Origin of the sequence: Ectopseudomonas khazarica (assembly GCF_004521985.1) — a bacterium.
Classification (GTDB): domain Bacteria; phylum Pseudomonadota; class Gammaproteobacteria; order Pseudomonadales; family Pseudomonadaceae; genus Aquipseudomonas; species Aquipseudomonas khazarica.
The window spans coordinates 25229-46235 of record NZ_SBHZ01000007.1 but is presented as its reverse complement, the minus strand read 5'-3'; the positions used below and the strand labels follow the sequence as shown (position 1 = coordinate 46235).

Genomic DNA, 21007 nt, shown 5'->3' with positions numbered 1-21007 from the left:
GGGCTACCGCCATGACCGCACCTTCGCAACTTTCCCACCCGCTGCGCTCGCAGCGTCTCAACGCCATCACCCACGAGCCGCACAGCCGCCTCGATCAGCTGGTCAAGAGTCATGATCCGTTCGCCAGCCCGGAGCGTTTCGCTCATTTCGTGGCGGCGCAGTACCTGTTCCAGCGCGACCTGCAGGCGCTCTACAGCGATCCCGAGCTGACCCGGCTGATCGCCGACCTGCCGCAGCGCTGCCGTGTCGAGCAGGCCAGGCTGGATCTCGCCGACCTGCAACGTGACCTGCCGCAGGGCGATGAGCGCATTCGTGGCCAGGCCATGGGCACCGGCGAGGCGCTGGCCTGGCTGTTCGTTTCCGAAGGCTCCAAGCTCGGTGCGGCCTTTCTGCTCAAGCGCATGCCGGCGCTGGGTCTGAGCGAGACCTTCGGCGCCCGTCACCTGGCCGAACCGGAAGGCGGCCGGGCGCAGGGCTGGAAGGCTTTCACGGCGGTGCTCGACAGCATCGAACTGGACGCCGAGCAGGAACGCCAGGCCGAAGTGGCGGCGATTGCGGCCTTCGAACGCTTCACCGAGCACCTGGAGCGCTGCTTTGCCTGACGCCAGCTTGCAGCCCGGCTGGCAGCGCTGGCTGTGGCTGCTGCTGGCCTACCTGAGCATCGGCATGGCCATGCTCGGGGTGATCCTGCCGGGGCTGCCGACCACCGAGTTCGTCCTGCTGGCGGCGTGGGCGGCCTCGCGCAGCTCGCCGCGCCTGGCCGCCTGGCTGGAGAACCATCGGGTGTTCGGCCCGCTGTTGCGCGACTGGAAGAACGGCGGCCTGGTCGCCCGGCGCACCAAGTGGCTGGCCAGCCTGAGCATGCTGGTAGCGCTGGGGATCATGATCCTGACGGTCGAGCACCGGCCTTCGGTGCTGTTCGCTGCGGCCGGCATGAGTTGCGGCGCGCTGTTCATCTGGACCCGCCCGGAGAAGCCCAGGGCTGCCTAGCGAGTAGCCCAGGTGCACTTCGGGTTGGCGGCGAGAAGGGCCCCGGATTTCATCCGGGCTACGCCGCTGGTACGGCGTCCCCCCTTCTGCTGACCCCAATAAAAATGCCGCGTGGCTGGACGGCCACGCGGCATCGGGTACGACGGGTACGATCAGCGATCAGAACGCCGGTACGACAGCGCCCTTGTACTTCTCTTCGATGAACTGCTTGACCTCGGCGCTGTGCAGGGCCTTGACCAGCTTCTGCACGGCCTCGGCGTCCTTGTTGTCGGCGCGGGTCACCAGGATGTTGACGTACGGCGAGTCGCTGCCTTCGATGGCCAGGGCGTCCTGGGTCGGGTTCAGCTTGGCTTCCAGGGCGTAGTTGGTGTTGATCAGGGCGAGGTCGACCTGGCTCAGCACGCGCGGCAGGGTGGCCGCTTCCAGTTCACGCACCTTGATCGCCTTCGGGTTCTCGACGATGTCCTTCGGCGTGGCGAGGATGCCGGCGTCCGCCTTGAGCTTGATCACACCGGCCTTCTGCAGCAGCAGCAGGGCACGGCCGCCGTTGGTGGCGTCGTTGGGGATGGCCACGGTGGCGCCCTGCGGCAGTTCGCTCAGATTCTTGATCTTGCTGGAGTAGGCGCCGAAGGGCTCTACGTGCACGCCGGCGACGCTGACCAGATCGGTCTTGCGGCTGGCATTGAACTCGTCCAGGTACGGCTGGTGCTGGAAGAAGTTGGCGTCCAGGTTGCCCTGCTGCACCTGCAGGTTGGGCTGCACGTAGTCGGTGAACACCCGCACCTTCAGCTCCACACCTTCTTTGGCCAGCGCCGGTTTGACGAACTCGAGGATCTCCGCGTGCGGCACCGGGGTGGCGGCGACGTTGAGGGTTTCGGCCTGGGCCGAGAAGGCCGCGCAGGCAGCCAGGGCAGTCAGCAGTTTCTTCATTTCGAGGTTCCTTTTGGGAAGGTTGGCGCGGGTCTCGCGGGTGGCGAGTCGCCGCTTTTCATCATTACTTGCGAGAAAAGTGCACCACCAGGCGGTCACCGACCATCTGCAGCACCTGCACCAGAATCAGCAGCAGTACCACGGTCACGGCCATCACGTCGGGCTGGTAGCGCTGGTAGCCGTAGCGCACGGCCAGGTCACCCAGGCCGCCGCCGCCGACCAGGCCGCTCATGGCGGTGTAGCCGACCAGGGTGATCGCGGTGACGGTGGTGGCGGCGAGCAGGCCGGGTAGGGCCTCGGGCAGCAGCGCGCGGGTGATGATCTGCCAGGTGCTGGCGCCCATGGCCTGGGTCGCCTCGATGATGCCGCGCTCCACTTCGCGCAGCGCGGTTTCCACCAGGCGGGCGAAGAACGGCGTGGCGCCGACCACCAGTGGCGGGATGGCCCCGGCGACCCCCAGCGAGGTGCCGACCACCAGCTCGGTGACGGGCAGCATCAGGATCAGCAGGATGACGAAGGGCACCGAGCGCAGGACGTTGACCACCAGCGACAGCACGCCATACAGGGCCTTCTGCTCGAACAGCTGGCGCGGGCCAGTGAGGAACAGCAGCACGCCGAGCGGCAGGCCGAGCAGCACGGTGAACAGCATCGAGCCGAGCAGCATGTTCAGGGTGTCGATACTGGCCTGCCAGATTTCCGGCCAGAAGACGTTGGGCAGCAGTTGTTCGAGCATCAGCGCAGTACCTCCAGATGCACATCGGCGGCTGCGAAGCGCGCCAGCGCGGCGTCGATGTCGCCACCGGTCAGGGCCAGGGTGAGCTGGCCGTAGGGGGTGTCCTTGATGCGGTCGATGCGCCCGGCGAGGATGCTGTAGTCCACCCCGGTCTCGCGGGCCACGGTGCCCAGCAGTGGCGCGTAGGTGGCGTCGCCCTGGAAGGTCAGGCGCAGGATGCGGCCTTCGACATGGGCGAAGTCATCGCGCTGTTCGGCCTCGTCGACATGCTCGGACTCCTGTACGAAGCGCCGTGTGGTCGAGTGCTGCGGGTGCAGGAACACCTCGGCCACCGGGCCTTCTTCGACGATGACGCCGGCATCCATCACCGCCACGCGGTCGCAGACGCGGCGAATCACGTCCATTTCATGGGTGATCAGCACGATGGTCAGGCCCAGCTCGCGGTTGATTTCGGCCAGCAGGTGCAGCACGGCGGTGGTGGTCTGCGGGTCGAGGGCGCTGGTGGCTTCGTCGCACAGCAGGATCTTCGGCCGGGTGCTCAGCGCGCGGGCGATGCCGACGCGCTGCTTCTGCCCGCCGGAGAGCTGCGCCGGGTATTTCTTCGCATGCTCCTGCAGGCCGACGCGGGCCAGCAGTTCGGCAACACGGGCATCGATCTCGGCACGGCTCAGCTCGCCGGCCAGGCGCAGCGGCATGGCGATGTTGTCGGCGACGGTCTTCGAGGACAGCAGGTTGAAGTGCTGGAAAATCATCCCGACCTGCTGGCGGAAGCGGCGCAGGCCATTGGCGTCGAGCGCAGTGACGTCGACATCGTCGATCTCGATGCGCCCGCCGGTGGGCTCCTCGAGGCGGTTGATCAGGCGCAGCAGGGTGCTCTTGCCGGCGCCGGAGTGGCCGATGATGCCGAACACCTGGCCGCGTCCGATCTGCAGCGTGGTGGGCTGCAACGCCGGAATCTCGCGGCCCGCGACGCGGTAAGCCTTGTGGACGGATTGAAACTGGATCACACGAACGACCTTTTGGGTGTGTTCAAGGGCGGGCTACGGGGTTGTCGAGCCGGCCGTCGGGCGCCGGGTGGGCGCAAAAGGGCGCTAGTTTACCCGGCGGTGTTTAGGCCGAGAAAATCTTTGTTGGCCTATGGTTATTACAAAATGGCATTACCTGCAGCGCAGAAGCCGGCGTGCGGCACTACTTGCGCTGCGGGCTCAACAGCAGACGCGGCACCTGCTGCGGCACGATCTTCTGGCTCAGTCGCGGGCGGAAGGTCGGGTCTAGCTTCTTGATCCGTGCCGAGAGCAGCGCCGCGACCCAGGGATAGTCCTTGGCCTCGCGTACTTCGATGCGCACCGCACAGTGAAAGGTCACGACATCGGCTGCGACGCTGTCGAGCAGGCGGCGCAGGTTTTCGTTGTCCTGGTTGTCCAGCATAGGCAGGGCGACGCTGCTGGTGGTGGCGTCGAGGTCGATCAGGCGTGCCTTGGGTGCGCGCTCGACGACCGGCTCCACGGCAGGTTCGGTGACTGCAGCGGCGGCGGCCTTGAGCTGACGCTCGGCCGTCAGGCGCTGCTGGCGCAGCTGTTCCTGACGCTGCGCATCGAGCCTGGCCGCCGCCTCCCGCGCCTGCTGTTCGGCGGCGTTCTGGCGGGCCTCTCGTGCGCGGTCGATGGCCTGGTTCAGGTCATGGCTCAGCGACGGTGCCTGCGGCAGCAGGCTGCGTGCCTGGCCCAGCGCCTGCGCGGCGCGATCCAGATCACCCTGTTGCAGCGCCTCGCGGCCCTGTTCCATGTAGGCATCGGCCAACTGGCGCTGGTATTGCTCCAGGCGCGTGTCACCGCTGGCGCGACGCTGCAGGGCATCGAGCTGGCTGCGCGCGTCGTCGAGCCGCTCCTCGGCCAGGCTCACGTCAAGCTGGCGGAAGGCGCTGACCAGTTCATCGACCGGCAGCACGTTGTGCGATGGCGTGTTCTGGCAGCCGGCCAGCAGCAGAACCAGAACCAGGGGAAGACCACGAAAAGCGAACGACTTCATGACTACGCGTCTCGAGTTGTGCAAAAAACGCGCAATCATACAGGTTTGCGGTGCCGATTTCACGCCGCTCGCTATACCGTTCCCCCGGATGGCGCTCTGCTTACGCGGCGCGCGCCATCATCCGTTGCGCTTGGGCAGGGCGAAGCTGGCCAGGAACAGTCCGGCAGCGCTGACCACGATGGACGGCCCGGCTGGCGTGTCCTGGTACCAGGACAGCGTCAGGCCGCAGCACACCGCCAGCAGGCCGAGCAGGCTGGCGCCGATGGCCATCTGTTCCGGCGTGCGCGCATGACGCTGGGCGGCGGCGGCGGGAATGATCAGCAGCGAGGTGATCAGCAGGACGCCGACGACCTTCATCGCCACGGCGATCACCACCGCGATCAGCAGCATCAGGGCCAGGCGAATCGCCGCCACCGGCAGGCCTTCGACGCGCGCCAGCTCTTCGTGCACGGTAATCGCCAGCAGGGGGCGCCACAGCCAGGCCAGCAGCGCCAGCACCAGTGCGCTGCCGCCGACGATCCAGGCCAGGTCGCTGTGGCTGACCGCCAGCAGGTCGCCGAACAGGTAGCTCATCAGGTCGATACGCACGTCATGCATGAAGCTCAGCGCCACCAGGCCCAGCGACAGGGTGCTGTGGGCGAGGATGCCGAGCAGGGTGTCGGAGGCCAGTGGCTGGCGCTGTTGCAGGGTGACCAGCAGCACGGCCAGCAGCACGCAGCCGACGGTCACCGTCAGGGTCGGGCTGACGTCGAGCATCAGGCCCAGCGCCACGCCGAGCAGGGCGGCATGGGACAGGGTGTCGCCAAAGTAGGCCATGCGCCGCCAGACCACGAAGGAGCCAAGCGGGCCGGCCACCAGGGCCAGCGCCAGGCCGGCGAGCAGGGCGTTGAGGAGGAAATCGGGCATCAGTGTTTGCAACCTGGACCGTGAACGTGAGCCGGGCCATGGATGGTCAGGCCCGCCTTGACCACGCCGCCATGCAGGTCGTGATCATGGTCGTGATGGTGGTGGTAGACGGCCAGGCTCTTGGCGTCCTGGCCGAACAGTTCGATGAAGGCCGGGTCGCCACTGACCTGTTCCGGGTGCCCGGAGCAGCATACGTGACGGTTGAGGCAGACCACCTGGTCGGTGGCGCTCATCACCAGGTGCAGGTCGTGCGAGACCATCAGCACGCCACAGCCATAGCGTTCACGCAGCTGCGAGATCAGCCGGTACAGCTCGGCCTGGCCGGCCACGTCGACACCCTGCACGGGCTCGTCGAGCACCAGCAGCTGTGGCTCGCGCAGCAGCGCCCGGGCCAGCAGCACGCGCTGCATCTCGCCGCCGGAGATGCTCTGCAGCGGGCTGTCGATCACCTGTTCGGCGCCGACCTCGGCCAGCGCCGCGAGGGCGCGCTTGCGGTCCACCCCCGGCACCAGGCGCAGGAAACGCAGCACTGACAGCGGCAGGGTGGCATCGACATGCAGCTTCTGCGGCATGTAGCCGATGCGCAGGCGTGGCGCACGGCGGACCTTGCCCCGGTCCGGCTGCAGAAGGCCGAGCACGACGCGCACCAGGGTGGTCTTGCCGGCGCCGTTGGGGCCGATCAGGGTGACGATCTCGCCAGGTCTAACGCTGAGCTGAACGTCGTCCAGCACGGCCTGGCCGTTGAAACCGACGGCCACGCCCTGCAGCTGGATCAGCGCGTCGCTCATCGTTCGTCCTTGCAGCCGGCGCAGAGGCCGACCACTTCCACGGTCTGGCTTTCCACCGCGAAACCGACGCCTGCGGCGCCGTCGACGATCGCCTGGCTGATGGCCGGCTGTTCCAGCTCGGTCGCGGCATGGCACACCCGGCAGATCAGGAACTGGCCCTGGTGGGCATGCTCAGGATGGCTGCAGCCGACGAAGGCGTTGAGCGACGCAATGCGATGCACCAGGCCGTTCTCCAGGAGGAAATCCAGCGCGCGATAAACGGTAGGCGGCGCGGCACGGCGGCCATCTTCCTCGCTGAGTACGCCGAGGATGTCGTAGGCGCCGAGAGGCTTGTGGCTGGCCCATACCAGCTCCAGCACGCGCTTGCGCAGGGTGGTGAGGCGCAGGCCCTGGCGGGCACAGATGGCTTCGGCCTCAGCCAGGGCATGACTGACGCAGCGGGAGTGATCATGGGGGCGCGAGGCCAGTGGCGTGTCGGTCATGGGCAAGGACGGCGCTGGTAGGAGACGTTATTATATTACTCGCTCAGTGCGTCTCTAAAAACCACCTGCGTTGCCATTGCTGCGTTGAAAACAGGCCCAGGATGCTCATTTACCGCAGGTAAACTGCATCTTCTCGCCTGCCGGATTCGCTGGCGCTCAGCCTTCGGGCCAGCCTTTGGCTGATACGTCCGTTGGTCTTGCGCCTTGCGCTGGCTACCGCGCTCAGGTTTGCAGAGATGTCCACCCATCCAATCCGAGTATGTCCCGTGTCGCGTCTTATCTGTCTTATCGCCCTGTTCTTCGTCGCCAGCGCCCAGGCCGAGGTGCGTGTCCTGACCAGCATCAAACCGCTGCAATTGATCGCAGCGGCCGTGCAGGATGGCGTTGGCGCGCCCGAGGTGCTGCTGCCGTCCGGCGCCTCGCCGCACCACTACGCGTTGCGTCCTTCCGACGTGCGCCGGGTGCGCGATGCCGATCTGCTCTACTGGGTGGGCGCGGACCTGGAGAATTTCCTGCCGCGCGTGCTGAACAATCGCCAGAAACCGCAGGTGGCCGTGCAGGATCTGCCAGGCATGGCCCTGCGTCACTTCGGCGACAGCCACGAGGAGCATGCTGGGCACGGGGAGGATCACGCCGATGAGGACCTCGGGCATGACCACGACCACCGTCCGGGCAGCCTGGATGCCCATCTGTGGCTGTCACCGGTCAATGCCAGGGTAATCGCGGCGCGCATGGCAGCCGACCTGAGCGCGCTGGACGCGGCCAATGCGGCGCGCTATGCCGCCAATCTGCAGGCATTCGAACAGCGCCTGGATGCGCTCGACGGGCGCATTCGTCCGCAACTGGCGGCGCTGCAGGGCAAGCCCTATTTCGTCTTCCACGAGGCCTTCGACTATTTCGAGGCAGCGTATGGCCTCAAGCATGCCGGCGTATTCAGCGTGCTGACCGAAGTGCAGCCAGGGGCGCGGCATGTCGCGGCGATGCGCGAGCGTCTGCAGGCTGCGGGGCCCAGTTGCGTGTTCAGCGAGCCACCGCTGCGCCCGCGCCTGGCGGAAACCCTCACCGCCGGCCTGCCGGTCAGACTGGCCGAGCTGGATGCACTGGGCGGCACCTTGCCGGTCGATGCCACGGCCTACCCACTGCTGCTGGAAAACCTGGCCAACGGCCTGAGCGAGTGCCTGAACAGCCTGTAGGGTGGAGCGCGCTGCAGCGCTCTACCGGATAAACGCCGGCCCGAGCCCTTGATGGTGGATGAAAAAGGCGTCATCCACCCTACGCACAGGAAGATCCGCCGGGGCTTGCGCGAGCGACGCCCCGGATTGCCTCCGGGCTGCGGGCTGGCAAGGCTGTTGTGGGAGGGGCTTCAGCCGCGACGCCCGCGCTACGAACTGTAACCACCGCTGCGTTGCCGCTCGCAGGCGCAAACCACTAGGCTTGCGCTTTTGCCGCGAGCGCCTGCCATGTCGCCATCCGCCCCTCGCCCTTCCAATGCCACGCTGGTGCTGCTGGCGTCGCTGTATTGCGCGCAGGGCCTGCCCTCCGGGCTGATCGCCCACTCGCTGCCGGTGCTGTTGCGTCAGCATGGTGTCGACCTGGCGCTGATCGGCCTGCTCAAGCTGCTGGCGTTGCCCTGGCTGCTCAAGGTGCTGTGGGCGCCCTGGGTCGACCGGCTGGCTTCACCCCGCCTCGGCCACCATCGTGGCTGGATCCTGCCACTGCAGAGCGCTGTCGTGGCCTGCCTGGCCGCGCTGGCGCTGCTCGCGCCGCAGACCCTGTTCGGCTCCGGCCTGTGGCTGTTGCTCGGCCTGCTCGTGCTGATCAACCTGCTGGCGGCTACCCAGGACGTCGCCACCGACGGCCTGACCGTGCGCCTGCTGCCGGAGCGCTGGCGCGGCCTGGGCAACAGCCTGCAGGTGGGCGGCTACAAGGTCGGCATGATCGTCAGCGGCAGCGGCCTGCTGCTGGTGATCGACCCGCTGGGCTGGAACCTGGCGCTCGGCCTGCTGGCCGGGCTGGTCCTGCTGATGAGTGTGCCGATCCTGCTGTTTCCCGAGCGTCGGCTCCTGCCTTTCCAGCCCGCCCTGGCAGAAAGCGCCCTCGGCCCGCGTCTGCTGTTGAACCATTATCGCGGCCTGCTGGCACAGCCCGGCATGCTGCTGTGGCTGGCGGTGGTGCTGACCTTCAAGCTGGGCGACTCGCTCGGCTCGCCGATGATCAAACCGATGCTGGTGGACCAGGGCTGGAGTACCGCCCAGCTGGGCCAGCTGACCCTGATCGGCAGCCTGGCTGGCATCGGTGGCGCCCTGCTCGGCGGCCTGCTCTACGCCCGCATCGGCGTGCTGCGGGCATTGATCCTGTTCGGCGCCCTGCAGGCGCTCGGCATCGCTGCGCTGGCCTTGCTGGTGGGGCAGGGCGCCAACACCGGGCTGGTGTATGCCGTGACCCTGTTCGAGCAGGTGGCCGACGGCATGTCCACCGTCGCCCTGTTCGCTGCCATGATGCGCATGTGCCGCCCCGAACACGAAGGCGCCGACTTCACCCTGCAGGCGTCGGCGCAGGTACTGCTGTCCGGTTTCGTCGGGGCCGGCAGTGGCGTGTTGGCCAAGGGAGTGGGGTATGAGGGGTTGTTTGTCGGCGCAGGCGGATTGGGATTGCTGGTTTTGCTCCTGGTATCCACGCTTGCCCGCCAGCAGACTCGGAAAGTTCAGAACTAGTTGGCATAGTTTCAGTCACAGGCTCGCTTACGTTTTGATATGACGAGCTCCTCATAGCTGAGACTTGAGCCTGGCGTCGCATGCCCTGCGCTAGGTAAGGTCGTACGCAGAGTTAGAAGTGTTTTCTGACGGGCCTGCCTGGTTGGCCAACGTAATCTGACAAGGACGTTGCCATGAACAAGCGACTGATACCCCTCCTTTTATCACCCATGTTGCTGGTTGGCTGCCAGGCGCAGTCGCAGTCCTTGCCCAAAAGCGAAAAGCTTAGCCCGGAAAAGGTTGCTGCCATCACCGAGCGCATCGATGCGCAGTATCCCAAGCTCTCGTCTGAAGTGCGCCGCCAGATTCTTGGGGCGGTGGTGCGCTCGCTGGATGAGATGGTGTTTATCGAGGGTGGTGAGTTCGAGATGGGCGACTTTGGCGCGCCCTGCGATTTCGACCAGACCAATATGGGTACCTGGCCCTATGGCTACGAGCCGGATGAGCTGTGCCCAATTACCCCCGCGTTCGACGATGACTATCTACATCAGGTGCGTTTGAGTAGCTACTACCTGGCGAGCTACCAGACTCGATTGGGGGATTTTGATTTGTTCCGCACCAGCCAGGGCTTACCTTTGTTCGATGCGGAGTATCGAAATAGGAAAGATCTAGCTGGTGAATTTGATCCGAACAAGCCTGCTCCACCCAAAGAATGGCAGGAGTCCAAAGACTATTGTCTGTGGTTGGGTCAGCTCAGTGGCTATCCAGTTGACTTGCCGACCGAGGCACAATGGGAATATGCCGCCCGTAATCGTGGGCAGTACGTGCAATTCCCTACGGATACAGGAAGCCTGGACTATGGGCGTAATATCCCTCGTGATGAAGACACAGATATACATCCCGTTGGACAGTTCTCCCCGAATCCACTGGGTCTATACGATATGGCTGGTAACGCCACCGACTGGGTCAATGACTGGTATGACCCTGATTACTACAGAAATTCGCCTGCTGATAATCCGCAAGGGCCAACTTCAGGCGCCCAGAAAATCCGTCGAGGGTCAAACTACTTTGAGTCAGGTTGGCAGTCTGCGAATACAGTTCGACGCTGGGCAGATAAGCCAGAGCAGGACGGATATTATCTAGGAACCAGTTTCCGTTGCGCTATTCAGTTCGACCAGAAACTTTAAGAGACAAGGGTTCCCTATTGGGAACTCTTGCTTTTTAGGCTAGCCCAGTCGAACTGCTTACTGGGTCTCGCTGCGATCAGAGCGTCACGCTTGTGCCACGCGTTGGTGAGTGTCCAAGCCAGCATCACAGTTGGGCTGGCGTCCATTGAGCCTGGAAGACCGCGTACCGCCAGTGGATTCCCCACTCCGGTAAACACTCGTATCGGCCGCTACTTGGGCTGATGGTATTCATCGGACCTGCCTAAATCAGGGATCTAGTGGTCTGGCCTTCCAGCTGACGCATCGCGGGCATTTCTGGGCTCTTGCGGGTCGCTTGCCCTGGTCTCGGCAGCAGCACGGCTGCGGGCTCTTTTGCCCTTGCCTTTGGTTTTTACCGGCGCGGCATCCGACGGGCTCTGGAACGCAACCAAAGGACTCTTGAAATATTCGGGGAAGCTCAAGCCTGTGGCGAACGCCGCCTCGATCGCGGCGCTTTGGCTTAGCAGTTCTTCGCTGGGCTTGGCCCATTGTTCGGTTGGGAGGTTTTTTGACCATTCACGCACGGCTTTGGGAAAGCCGGCCTTGGGCAGGTGCTCGAACCATTCGGCGATATGGCAGGGAATGGTCCAGCCAGTGAATAATTGCAACAGCCACCAACCGCCATAGCTGATAAAACCATGGCATTCCTTGTAGGTGTCGCGCGCGAAGTAGAAGTACTCCAGCGTGCCTTCTTCATGTTCCCGTTGTGGCGCTGGAGGCAATGCGGTGGGGCCCTGCTCCATATACACGCGCAGTGCTTCCCACTCGCTGACAGCGAGCATCAGGCTGGCATGAGCGTGTGTGACCCAATGCATCTGCTCGTTGGTCGTGTCATGGAAACCCAAGCGTAAACGGAACTGTTGAGTGGCCGAATACTGGGTAATGACCTGCTCGACGGCCACGCAGGCAATCACTTCTTCCCAAAGGATAAAGACCGGCTTGCCCTTGGCGGGCACATAGCAGACTTCGCGGCGTTGGCGGTTGAAGCGGATGGGAGGGGTACGGGTTTCTTTATATGCAGCGTAGACAATGATGCTGCCGAACATAGCGAAAAAAAATGATAGGAGTAGTAACGAGTAAACCAGATACTGCCCTGCATAGCTCCAGAAGCGCGAGCTCACTCCAACTTGTAACCATGCTCCGAGTAAGGCGCTGAATACGAGAACTAACGATAATAGGAGCAATGTTCCTATCGTCACTCTGACAGCAAACTCCCTGGTTCCACCGCCCGCTGCAAAATCCAGATAGCACTCATTGACTTCACGGTGCATCTGCTGGGCGCTAAAAGGTACCTGGCCAGCCGGTAATGGTTTGGGCGCCAGATACAGGGTTTCGAAGCCCAGTTGATGTTCGCTGTCGCCAGCTCTTGGCAGTCGCTCGTACTTGTCCTCAGCCATGTAGATGCTCCGGGGTAATGGGCGTCCAGCTCAATCGGGTAGCACTGGGCGCCGGGCTGGGGTGCGTGGCGGTGATGGGCTTGCTGCGTATGGCGATATCCAGCGGGACGCGGTAATGCAGATAGCCAGTGGCGGCATCGAGCGGTTGACTGGCCATTTCCGGCTGATAGACCAGACGCAGTTTCAATAGGCTTTGCCCATCCAGCCAGTCTTCCGGCAGGCGTAGATCCAGTGCCAGCGGCTCGGTTTCCGCCAGGCAGATACCCTCTCGCAGTTGCACGCCAGCATCCTCGGCGGGGGCATTGCCTTGTTGCAGTTCGACAGTCCAATGCAGTGGGTGGTTCTGCAAGCTGGTCAGACGACTGCCAGGCAAACTCAGGCGCAGGGTACGCCAGCTATCGCCCGTGCTGGCATCCTTGACCATGCCAAGGTCTTGTATCACAGGTTGCAGCGTGGCTTCGGCCAGTAATTGGTAATGGCGCTCAAGGTCCCACTGAGGGCTCTCCTCCACGCCCCAGCAACAGTGCAACATCCAGCGTTGCAGGCTATCAAGGTGGTGATAGTTGTAAACCGTCTCACCAACGATTTGCAGAGCCGTAAAGGCTAGCCCCCAAGGACTCAAACGTGCCATGTACGTCATGAAGCGCGGGCGCGGCCTGAGTAACAGCCTGCAGATGGGCGGGTACATCTTCAGCTGCAGCGGCCTGCTGCTGGTGATCGACCCGCAGGACTGGATCCTTTCCGTCGGCAGTTTTGTGTCCTTCAGTCATTACACTTCTCCGCGTAGGCGCCTCTCACGCTCTTCGAGCCGCTCGCGTCGTCTCGCTGGACTGAAGGGCGGGTCGCCAATAGTACTCATTGGTGGTATGAGAATGTGTTGTGTGGCAGGCAGTTTAGCGACCCTGTTCAAAACAGAGTACACCGACTCCGCACTGCGCTTGGTGTCGATAAGCAGGTGAGGCTTTTCGCCGTATGGCACTTTCATTTTGATGATGTACTTACGAACCCATGTGGTGCCGTATCGGCCCATATCTCGATAATGGTCACGAGTCACCAGTTCAGTGATCTCCTGGTAAGGAACGAAAATACTGGCATGGGCCGTCAGGTCTTGCGCATGGCCGATGGCCAGATGAAGCCCCTCAGCGTCGAAGTGGGCCTCGTAGGTGGTGTCGGGAAATATCCAGTTCGCGATTACCAACACAATGATCGGATATCCCCCCAGCAGGCAGAACAATGTGACCGTAAGCCCTGCAACGTCGACGTGGAGTGACGCGATAAAAGCCGGAAGAAGTACTAACCATCCCCATCTCAGCACGTGCGTCATGAACGTGGCAGAGTGGCGTTCGATCATTGAAACGCTGCCAGTGTCATCGACGGTAAAAATGCTATCCGGAAAAACCTTTATCAGTGCATTCATAGTGCTATGTGGCCGTGCAAGGTAGAGGCCTAAAAACGGTGTAGCCACACTGGTTGTGACTCTGAATTAGGTGATCTCTTGCGGTGCGGTGTTCGCTCGCCTATGCCTTTTGCAGGCCAGTTTGCGGGGCGTCACCCGTTGTTTGGTTGATGAGCGCATTGGCTTCCGTCAGAAAATTCTCTGTGAGAGATACATTGCTCAGAAAGAAGCGTTGATTGTCTTCCTTCATGTCGATCGTCAGCGACTTGAAGAATGGATTGCGTCGAACGCGGATCTTCTTGATATCACTGGCACGAAGCAGTTCGTTGCGACGGTAGGATTCGGATTCGTCAGCGTATCGAATTCCATCGGCTGTCAAGGAGACGCATACATATTGGTCGCGTCGTGCGAGTGAAGCAGCAATGAATAGAATGACATTCACGGTAATGGATAACCCGATGGGCCAGCCGGCTAGATAAGCGCCCAGATTAGTAAAGGGAAAGAAGATAAGCGCGAGTAGGATGCTCGTTATCGTTGTGCTGAACATAGCCCAGGACATGACGCTGAGGTATTGTGCAGGGTTCCAAGTTGCTTGTGGCATGATTCTTCCTTGTGATGATCTATTGGTTGGAGGAGTGAGGTTTGAAGGGTTTGGGGTGAAGGTTTATTTCGAATTATATATTTGGGTTGTAAATCAATTTATGCGAAGAGATGTTGTGATCATCACGCTGGTTTAGTTTGGCTTAAGAGGCATTTTTTGTGGATGAGCTTAATCGATACCTCTGTAATGAATTCGTCCTTCCTTTATTGGGGTGTTTGGACCTAATTTTTCTTTGAATATCTGAAGGATTTGCTCGGCCATTTTGGGGTGAAAATATATTCGCCCTCCATAGAAGTTCTCGTTTTCTTCTTTGAAACGAGCTATGTAAGGCTTTGCTTCGTTTACATTGAAGCCTATTGCATGGCTTTTGGGGTCGTATATGGCCTCATAAATTTCATCCCAAGAAAACGTCCAGTGTCTAAGAGTAAGCTGGTTTTTTTTGTAATCTTCTGATGTGAATACAGTTGCATAAAGTATTCCCATGCCACCGCCTCCTGCTAAAGCTCCAAGCCCCACCTCTGGGGAAAAGGTGAACCCCCATAGCACTAGTCCTGCGTAAATGGCTATAAGCCATGGCATACTTGCAAATATGAAGTTTGGAATTGCTCTCCACTTGAATACTTCTCCGCCTACTTCGTTTAGTCTTATTGCACATATTCGTTTTAAAAGAAATGTATTCATGACTGTAGCCCATACTAGGACTGAAATTAGCAAGGTGCCCCACCAGTCCATTGGTACTAGCCATAGCACTACGCTCATTACCAGACATAGCACTCCTGCGAAAAGGGTTGCCAAGAAAAGATTCCCGTCGAAGGCTTTGATAGTCCATTCTTTTAGAGCTGTTCTTTCTGGGTGCTTCCAATCCATCTTCAGGTGATGGTCTGGTACTAAAAATGTCGAAATTCTGAAGATATTCATTTCAAATCACTGTCAGGTAATGATAGTTGCGCTGATTCTCCGGTACTTTTTCCACCAGCATCAGGTCGTCGTTGTCGATAGGCTCGCAAACATGGCTTTTTTCCATAGCGTTTTCCTGCAGTTTACCGACAGCTATATCATCCAGTTCGATACTGAATCGGTACCCACGTCCGTCCTGGCGTGACACTAAGTCATCAGGGTAGTGAATCTCCAGTTCCAAGCGATCCATACCCTTGGAGTGGGGGAGGTTTACCTCCCAGGCTCGGGCTTCACCGGCCTTGTAGGGTGCAAAAGCTGTAGTTTTACGCTCGAAGTCTCCAAGTGTGGCTACGGGAGCCCATTGGCCTTCGGCGATATAGCTGCCGTACATGCCGGCGCGGTAGCCGGTTTGTTTGTCTGGCATCCAGAGCAGCCCGCTCTCGACCATTATCGGGTGCAAGCGTACTCGCTTGCCTGCCAGCTCTGCTGGCAGAGCGATCTGCAGGCGTACGTTGCTGCTTCCATATTGCCCTGTGGTTGTTTTTGCACAGATCGTTGGACGCAACAATACTTCGTGTAGCGCCTTGAGCTCGTCGCTGCGGCCTTGAGAGGTGTCCGGCCAGTACGACGCCTTGTCTTGCGTCCAGCAACACCGCCAGAGCCAGAGTTTCAAACCCTCTCGCTTGAGGTTGTTGGCAATGAAGGTGGCGGCCAGATAGATAACGCCGACGATAAAGAAGCTCCAGAGAGTCCATGAGGCAAAGACGAGTCCTACTGCCTTATAGCCAAACGCTGCTCCTGCACTGAAGAAGAGTTGTGCGGCCGAAAATACGGTCATACCAATTGCGGCGATATGTTTAGCTTTTCATTTTTCCCCAGAGCTGAGTCATGTGATGAACAGCTAAGGTCTAATCAATTGTTCTGTAATGAATGCGACCTTCTTTTATCGTAATGCTTGGGTCTAGTTTGTTTCTGAATATTTGGAGAATTTGCTCGGCCATTTTTGGATGGAAGTATATCCGGCCACCGTAGAAATTTTCGTTTTCCTCCTTGAAATTGGTAATGTACTGCTTTGAAGCGATGACGTTAAAGCCAATTGCATGGCCCTTGTGATCGTATATGGCCTCATAAATTTCGTCCCAAGAAAAAGACCAGTGCATAAGATCAAGCTGATTCTTCTTGTAGTCCTCTGATGTGAAGACGGTTGCGTATAGTATTCCCATTCCGCCGCCGCCAACGAGAGCTCCAAACCCTAATTCAGGGGACAAGGTAAATCCCAATAGCACCAGGCCTACGTAAATGGCTATCAGCCAAGGCATACTTGTAAATATAAAATTTGGGATGGCTCTCCAGTTAAATATTTCTCCCCCCCTTTCTGTTAGCCGAATTACGAATGCTCGCTTCTGAAGAAGCGTATTCATTGATGTTGTGATTACGAGAAGTGTCAGAAATACTACGCCCCACCATCCAAGAGTAGTAAGCTTCAGTATGAACAAGCATCCTAGAGCTAGAAATAGGCCTAGCCCACCGCAAAAAATTAATAGTGCTAAGGAAAGATTTCCATCGAATGCCCTGATCGTCCATTCTTTTACTGTGGGGGTCTCAGGATTTCGCCATTCAATTTTAATGTCGTGATAGGGCAGCCGGAGAGTGGAAATCCTGAATATATTCATGCGCTTTTGGGATGCGTGGATTTGTTATTGCCGGCTAAAGGCGTCTTCGCTATATGCTCCGCATGCATCTATAGAGGGCTTGTGGTTGAGCGTGAGTCGGGGTGAGTTTAATTTACTTGTCGGTCAAATAATAAATTCGACCTTCTTTGATTGGGGTGTCCGGCGTTAGCTTGCTACTGAATAGGTTAATAATTTCTTCGGCTATTTGGGGGGGGAAATAGATACGGCAGCAGTAGAAGTTTTCATGCTTTTCTTGAGTGCGGGTTATATAGTCTCTGATTTCTTCGACATTAAATCCGATGGCGTGGTTCTTGCGGTCGTAAATGGCCTCGTATATTTCATGCCACTTGAATTCCCAGTGATGAAGATCTAGTTGGCTGTCCTTGTAGTTTTTGGATGTGGCAAAAAATGCATATACAATACATATGCCTGCGCCTCCTGCTAAAGCGCCCAGAGCACCTCCGGGAGATTGAGCAAATCCCCACAGAGCTACTAGCAGATAAATACCAATTAGCCATGGCATACTGGAGAATATGAAATTAGGAACAGCTCTCCAGTCACAGACTTCTCCCCCCTCTTCGCTTAAGCGGATTACGAACACCCTTTTTTGGAAGGCTGCATTATAGGTAATGTATCCAGCGAAGGCTAAAGTTATCAGTGCTCCCCATATGTCACTATCCAATGCCCAGAATAAGAATAACATTAATAAAGTGGGGAGTAGAAATCCTATGCTTGCTCTTAAAATGCTTCCGTCCAACGCTTTTATAGTCCAGCTAATTTTCTCGACGTATTCCGGATGTTTCCAGTCCATTCTCAGGTGGTGGTCTTGTATCCAGAGCGTCGAGATTCTTAGGATGTTCATGATTAAGTCACATTCAAATAATGATAGTTACGCTGGTTTTCCGGCACTTTTTCCACCAGCATCTTGTCATCGCTATCGATAGGTTCGCAGACATGGCTCTTTTCCAGAGCGTTTTCTTGCAGTTTGCCAATAGCGATGTCATCCAGGTCGATGCTGAAGCGGTAGCCGCGTCCGTCATGACGTGACACTAGATCATCTGGGTAATGAATCTCCAGCTCCAGGCGATCCATATTTGGGGAGTGCGGCAGATTGACTTCCCAGACGCGGGCCTCTCCAGACTTATAGGGGGCAAAGGCTGAGGCCTTGCGCTCGAAGTTACCGAGAGCCGCTGTTGGCACCCACTGACCTTCGGCGATATAGCTGCCGTACATGCCGGCGCGGTATCCACTCTGCTTATCGGGCATCCAGAGCAGGCCATTCTCAACCATGATCGGGTGTAAGCGTACTTGCTTTCCCGCCAGTTCTGCGGGGAGGGCGATCTGCAACTGGACGCTGCTTGTGCCATAGGAGCCTGTGTTCGTTTTGGCGCAGATGGTTGGACGCATAAGTATTTCGTGCAGGGCCTTGAGCTCGTCGCTGTGGCCTTGAGAGGTGTCCGGCCAGTACGACGCCTTGTCTTGCGTCCAGCAACACCGCCAGAGCCAGAGTTTCAAACCCTCTCGCTTGAGGTTGTTGGCAATGAAGGTGGCGGCCAGATAGATGACGCCGACGATGAAAAAGCCCCATAGAATCCATGAAGCAAAGAAGAACCCCACTGCTGTATAGCCTAATGCTGCACGTACACCGAAGAAGAGTTGTGCCCCAGAGATCCCTGTCATACCAATGGCTGCAAACTGTTTGGTTTTCAATGCCAGCCTTTCATCGCTAGCACTGGCTTTATCAACTGCGTTCTCCAGCATCCACGCGTCTACGCCGTTGGCGATAACGCCCAGTGTTGCCATACCCGCAGCGCGTAGTGCAAAGGCACGTACCATTGCAGAGAGTTCAGCGTTGGCGCTGACCCAGCTTTGGATGGAAACTTCGGCGAGCTTGGTTGTAACGGGCGTTCTATTGACAATGGCTTCTACGCTCAACTTGCTGATCTTCGTCCAGCTTGGCATCAGAGCCAGTGCCATTATTGCGTTGCCAAGCTGGGCGCCCGCGCTGCTGAGTGCCTTCACATCATCCTGGCTCCAATGACCATCGGCTCGTGCCTGGTCCATGGTGTTCTTGAAGTTCCAGATATTCAGTGCGGCAACCAGCGAGGCCAAGCCCGTGCCCAGGCCGCTGGCCATCCACTTCTTCACGCGCTCCAGGTAGGCGGCATAGTTGCGCCCCTTGAGTTCCATCTGCGCGATGGCTTCGGATTTGCCGAGGCTGTGCAGAAACTCCACTCGTTGCTCGATCAAGGTAGTGCGTTGCTGTACACGGACTTCACCTCTGGCCAGGATGGCATCAGGCTCTGCAGCTTTCAGTAGCTGTTGTTCTTCATAGAGTTGGCTCAACTGGCGGTTTGCAGCCGCTTGTTCATGGCGGGCGCCGAAGGTGGCCGTACGCGTCTGGGCGCGAATCTTTTTCTGCAGCTGGGCGAACTTCATGTCCCAGGCTTGCTTCTTGGCGCGATAACCATGGTCATAGATCACATAGGGTTTGATCACTTCGGTATCTATGTGAGTAACCACTGTTACCAGTGCGTAGGCAATCGGCTTCCAGGTGGGGGCGAACTTCGGGCTGAGCGCAGGGAGGAGTTGGTAGGCCAGAAGCTGCCAAGCTTCGCTAGCGATGGTACGGGCCACTTTCTGTAGCGTGTCATACGCCTGGCGCGCGGGTTGGCTCATGGCCTGGAACAGCTTGCTGTTACGCACGCTGGTGTCGTCCAGCACGCTGAAAGTTTCATTGCTGCGGGTGATTACGCTGGTTGCCAAACCTGGGTCGAGGTTGCCGTTTTCGGCAAAGTTCGTCGCGATCCCTTCGAGCGCGCTTGCCAGTTCGCTGTTGAAGTTGTATATGGCCAGGCCCAGCAGAGTCTTGGGCTTGGCGTAATCCTGGCATAGCCAGTTTTTGCCGGCCTCGGTCTGGCCGAGCACGTCGAACAATCCCTGAGCGGTGTGTATGAGCAGCGACGATTGTTGTTCAGCGCAGGGGTCAAGGAAGACTTTGCCGGGGTCGGTGTGGATGTATTCCAGCCAGGGAATCAGGTCGTTGCGGGCCCTGTCGATATGGCGCATCAGGGTGATCAGTTCGACGTGACGATCACGGCGATAGTCGAGTGCTTCCTGATATTTGACCTGTTCACGCAGTGGCGCGCGATCCATCCACAGTTGGGCCTTTTTTTCCAACTTGGCGGCAGTGCCCGTGCCATACTTGGCGTCGAGTGCTTTGCCTTCCATACCCAGGGCTTGGGAGCGCCCGTAGCTGACGCCGGCGTCCAGCACAGGGAAACTGGGCCGGACCAGTTCTCGGTAGCTTTCCAAGTACTTCTGGGCGTCTCGGATGAACACCTGTCTTTTGGCTTCATCTTTGAGCACGCCGGTCGGCCAGTCACTTTCGTTGAACGGGTCGAGCGGAAGGCCGGCGAACATCTCGATATGGCCGGCAACTTCAAGGCGGTGATGGTGCTTCTCCTCGAACAGGTGTTGCTCGATATGGCGCCCGGTGAGCTGCATAGCAAGGTCATCGACCACGGCCAACGGATCTTGCAGGGCCAGGAGTAAGGCTGCGTCCTTGTCGGGTACGCTACCGATAATCTGGTCGCTACCTATGGCTGGTTTGCATGACTGCTCCGCAGTTTTTGCCTGGGTCGGCAGAGTCGAGGACATAAAGCGGCTATCGTTGCGGGCTGCGCCTGCGTCGATGTCGGCAACCAACTCGGCGAGGCGTGGCAAACGAGCAGAGTGAGGGGCAGTCAGATCCTTGCAGTATTGAGGCAGATCGATCTCGCGCATCCACTGGCGCTGCAGCTTGGGATTGGAACGCATGCGTTCACAGGTGCGCCACGTCCATTGCGCGGATGAATAGGCAATGAGCAGTGAGCTGGCTTTGGGGTACAGCAAAAAAGGCTTACTGTCGCCCGAGCCGGTGCGCGTGTCCTGGTTGAGCTGTTGGTCACCCCAAGTAATGCGGCTGAATTGGTGGCCGTTGAGTCGGTATTCGTGGAAGGTGTTTGCCGTGCGGTCGAATACATATACCCAGCCGTCGCGGAGCTGGCGAAGGGTATAGGTGCGAGTCTGCAGTCGTGGCATCTCGTCGAGACCTATCCAGTCCTTTGGCAGAGGATTCGGACCTAGCTGTCCAGCCTTCTTGGGGGACTCATCGATTGCGTAGCGTACGGGGAAGATAGCCACCTGCCCTTGCTTCATTGGGCACTGGCCAGTGCTTGTCGCTGAACTATTAGGGAATGTGGCGCGTAGGCTGTCTTTGGCCGCTTGCCTGTTTGAGTTGGTCATG

21 protein-coding genes are annotated in these 21007 nt (G+C 59.2%); 5 read left to right on the top strand and 16 right to left on the bottom strand.

The features are described from left to right. The first annotated feature begins 11 nt into the window (after positions 1-11). Entirely contained in the window at positions 12-602 is a 591-nt protein-coding gene (locus EPK82_RS10675) for a biliverdin-producing heme oxygenase (RefSeq protein ID WP_037055528.1), read from the top strand. Beyond that, positions 595-990, top strand: a complete 396-nt coding sequence (locus EPK82_RS10670) for a YbaN family protein (RefSeq protein ID WP_134676550.1) — start codon at positions 595-597, stop codon at positions 988-990. The genes EPK82_RS10675 and EPK82_RS10670 overlap by 8 nt, the downstream gene beginning before the upstream one ends. 159 nt (positions 991-1149) lie before the next feature. On the opposite strand, the gene EPK82_RS10665 is transcribed toward EPK82_RS10670, so the two are convergent. The 7 genes from EPK82_RS10665 to zur all read right to left on the bottom strand — a co-directional run bounded on the left by EPK82_RS10665 (position 1150) and on the right by zur (position 6857). After that, the gene (locus EPK82_RS10665; RefSeq protein ID WP_037055526.1) at positions 1150-1920 is read right to left on the bottom strand and encodes a MetQ/NlpA family ABC transporter substrate-binding protein; all 771 of its coding nucleotides are present in this window, start codon (positions 1918-1920) and stop codon (positions 1150-1152) included. Between the two features lie 64 nt (positions 1921-1984). Continuing rightward, entirely contained in the window at positions 1985-2653 is a 669-nt protein-coding gene (locus EPK82_RS10660) for a methionine ABC transporter permease (protein ID WP_037055525.1), read from the bottom strand. Next, positions 2653-3660, bottom strand: coding sequence for a methionine ABC transporter ATP-binding protein (locus tag EPK82_RS10655; RefSeq protein WP_134676549.1), 1008 nt, complete (start codon positions 3658-3660; stop codon positions 2653-2655). Before EPK82_RS10655 ends, EPK82_RS10660 begins: the two co-directional genes overlap by 1 nt. Before the next feature lie 181 nt (positions 3661-3841). Then, on the bottom strand, positions 3842-4681 hold the full coding sequence (locus EPK82_RS10650; RefSeq protein ID WP_134676548.1) for a PA5502 family lipoprotein: 840 nt from the start codon (positions 4679-4681) through the stop codon (positions 3842-3844). Positions 4682-4798: 117 nt separating this feature from the next. Then, a complete protein-coding gene (znuB, locus tag EPK82_RS10645) occupies positions 4799-5587 on the bottom strand; it encodes a zinc ABC transporter permease subunit ZnuB (protein WP_037055522.1) in 789 nt (262 codons plus the stop codon). Next, positions 5587-6375, bottom strand: a complete 789-nt coding sequence (znuC, locus tag EPK82_RS10640; RefSeq protein WP_037055521.1) for a zinc ABC transporter ATP-binding protein ZnuC — start codon at positions 6373-6375, stop codon at positions 5587-5589. The genes znuB and znuC overlap by 1 nt, the downstream gene beginning before the upstream one ends. Then, positions 6372-6857: a zinc uptake transcriptional repressor Zur gene (zur, locus tag EPK82_RS10635; protein WP_037055519.1), complete on the bottom strand. Its 486-nt coding sequence runs from the start codon at positions 6855-6857 to the stop codon at positions 6372-6374. The genes znuC and zur overlap by 4 nt, the downstream gene beginning before the upstream one ends. A 266-nt stretch (positions 6858-7123) precedes the next feature. Between zur and znuA the strand changes: the two genes are divergently transcribed. From znuA to EPK82_RS10620, 3 genes are all read left to right on the top strand, one after another. Then, on the top strand, positions 7124-8050 hold the full coding sequence (gene znuA / locus EPK82_RS10630) for a zinc ABC transporter substrate-binding protein ZnuA (protein ID WP_134676547.1): 927 nt from the start codon (positions 7124-7126) through the stop codon (positions 8048-8050). 267 nt (positions 8051-8317) lie between these two features. Then, the gene (locus tag EPK82_RS10625) at positions 8318-9571 is read left to right on the top strand and encodes an MFS transporter (protein ID WP_134676546.1); all 1254 of its coding nucleotides are present in this window, start codon (positions 8318-8320) and stop codon (positions 9569-9571) included. Positions 9572-9744: 173 nt separating this feature from the next. Then, complete coding sequence (locus EPK82_RS10620) at positions 9745-10737, top strand: formylglycine-generating enzyme family protein (RefSeq protein WP_134676545.1); 993 nt, start codon at positions 9745-9747, stop codon at positions 10735-10737. A gap of 254 nt (positions 10738-10991) precedes the next feature. Here EPK82_RS10620 and EPK82_RS10615 read toward each other — a convergent pair whose 3' ends face one another. From EPK82_RS10615 to EPK82_RS10575, 9 genes are all read right to left on the bottom strand, one after another. After that, entirely contained in the window at positions 10992-12152 is a 1161-nt protein-coding gene (locus tag EPK82_RS10615; RefSeq protein ID WP_134676544.1) for a DUF6708 domain-containing protein, read from the bottom strand. Beyond that, positions 12145-12783 carry a hypothetical protein gene (locus EPK82_RS10610; protein ID WP_167494335.1) on the bottom strand — a complete coding sequence of 213 codons (639 nt, stop codon included), beginning with the start codon at positions 12781-12783 and terminating at the stop codon, positions 12145-12147. The genes EPK82_RS10615 and EPK82_RS10610 overlap by 8 nt, the downstream gene beginning before the upstream one ends. A gap of 138 nt (positions 12784-12921) precedes the next feature. Then, complete coding sequence (locus EPK82_RS10605) at positions 12922-13569, bottom strand: hypothetical protein (RefSeq protein WP_134676542.1); 648 nt, start codon at positions 13567-13569, stop codon at positions 12922-12924. A gap of 100 nt (positions 13570-13669) precedes the next feature. Next, positions 13670-14149 (bottom strand): hypothetical protein, encoded by a 480-nt coding sequence (locus EPK82_RS10600; RefSeq protein WP_134676541.1) that lies wholly within the window; start codon positions 14147-14149, stop codon positions 13670-13672. A 168-nt stretch (positions 14150-14317) separates the two neighbouring features. Then, a complete protein-coding gene (locus tag EPK82_RS10595) occupies positions 14318-15067 on the bottom strand; it encodes a hypothetical protein (RefSeq protein ID WP_134676540.1) in 750 nt (249 codons plus the stop codon). 1 nt (position 15068) lies between these two features. After that, entirely contained in the window at positions 15069-15884 is an 816-nt protein-coding gene (locus EPK82_RS10590; protein ID WP_134676539.1) for a hypothetical protein, read from the bottom strand. Between the two features lie 70 nt (positions 15885-15954). Then, on the bottom strand, positions 15955-16719 hold the full coding sequence (locus EPK82_RS10585; protein WP_134676538.1) for a hypothetical protein: 765 nt from the start codon (positions 16717-16719) through the stop codon (positions 15955-15957). 112 nt (positions 16720-16831) lie between these two features. Beyond that, a complete protein-coding gene (locus EPK82_RS10580) occupies positions 16832-17581 on the bottom strand; it encodes a hypothetical protein (RefSeq protein WP_134676537.1) in 750 nt (249 codons plus the stop codon). A 2-nt stretch (positions 17582-17583) separates the two neighbouring features. Next, complete coding sequence (locus EPK82_RS10575) at positions 17584-21006, bottom strand: T6SS effector BTH_I2691 family protein (RefSeq protein WP_134676536.1); 3423 nt, start codon at positions 21004-21006, stop codon at positions 17584-17586. Position 21007 lies beyond the last annotated feature (1 nt).

Coding starts and splice junctions, on each gene's coding strand:
- EPK82_RS10620 (WP_134676545.1), top strand. CDS start 9,745: ATGAACAAGCGACTGATACCCCTCCTTTTATCACCCATGTTGCTGGTT.
- EPK82_RS10615 (WP_134676544.1), bottom strand. CDS start 12,152: ATGGCTGAGGACAAGTACGAGCGACTGCCAAGAGCTGGCGACAGCGAA.
- EPK82_RS10625 (WP_134676546.1), top strand. CDS start 8,318: ATGTCGCCATCCGCCCCTCGCCCTTCCAATGCCACGCTGGTGCTGCTG.
- EPK82_RS10600 (WP_134676541.1), bottom strand. CDS start 14,149: ATGCCACAAGCAACTTGGAACCCTGCACAATACCTCAGCGTCATGTCC.
- EPK82_RS10585 (WP_134676538.1), bottom strand. CDS start 16,719: ATGAATATATTCAGGATTTCCACTCTCCGGCTGCCCTATCACGACATT.
- EPK82_RS10590 (WP_134676539.1), bottom strand. CDS start 15,884: ATGACCGTATTTTCGGCCGCACAACTCTTCTTCAGTGCAGGAGCAGCG.
- EPK82_RS10610 (WP_167494335.1), bottom strand. CDS start 12,783: ATGGCACGTTTGAGTCCTTGGGGGCTAGCCTTTACGGCTCTGCAAATC.
- znuB (WP_037055522.1), bottom strand. CDS start 5,587: ATGCCCGATTTCCTCCTCAACGCCCTGCTCGCCGGCCTGGCGCTGGCC.
- EPK82_RS10575 (WP_134676536.1), bottom strand. CDS start 21,006: ATGACCAACTCAAACAGGCAAGCGGCCAAAGACAGCCTACGCGCCACA.
- zur (WP_037055519.1), bottom strand. CDS start 6,857: ATGACCGACACGCCACTGGCCTCGCGCCCCCATGATCACTCCCGCTGC.
- EPK82_RS10675 (WP_037055528.1), top strand. CDS start 12: ATGACCGCACCTTCGCAACTTTCCCACCCGCTGCGCTCGCAGCGTCTC.
- EPK82_RS10665 (WP_037055526.1), bottom strand. CDS start 1,920: ATGAAGAAACTGCTGACTGCCCTGGCTGCCTGCGCGGCCTTCTCGGCC.
- EPK82_RS10580 (WP_134676537.1), bottom strand. CDS start 17,581: ATGAACATCCTAAGAATCTCGACGCTCTGGATACAAGACCACCACCTG.
- EPK82_RS10595 (WP_134676540.1), bottom strand. CDS start 15,067: ATGAATATCTTCAGAATTTCGACATTTTTAGTACCAGACCATCACCTG.
- znuC (WP_037055521.1), bottom strand. CDS start 6,375: ATGAGCGACGCGCTGATCCAGCTGCAGGGCGTGGCCGTCGGTTTCAAC.
- EPK82_RS10605 (WP_134676542.1), bottom strand. CDS start 13,569: ATGAATGCACTGATAAAGGTTTTTCCGGATAGCATTTTTACCGTCGAT.
- EPK82_RS10650 (WP_134676548.1), bottom strand. CDS start 4,681: ATGAAGTCGTTCGCTTTTCGTGGTCTTCCCCTGGTTCTGGTTCTGCTG.
- EPK82_RS10660 (WP_037055525.1), bottom strand. CDS start 2,653: ATGCTCGAACAACTGCTGCCCAACGTCTTCTGGCCGGAAATCTGGCAG.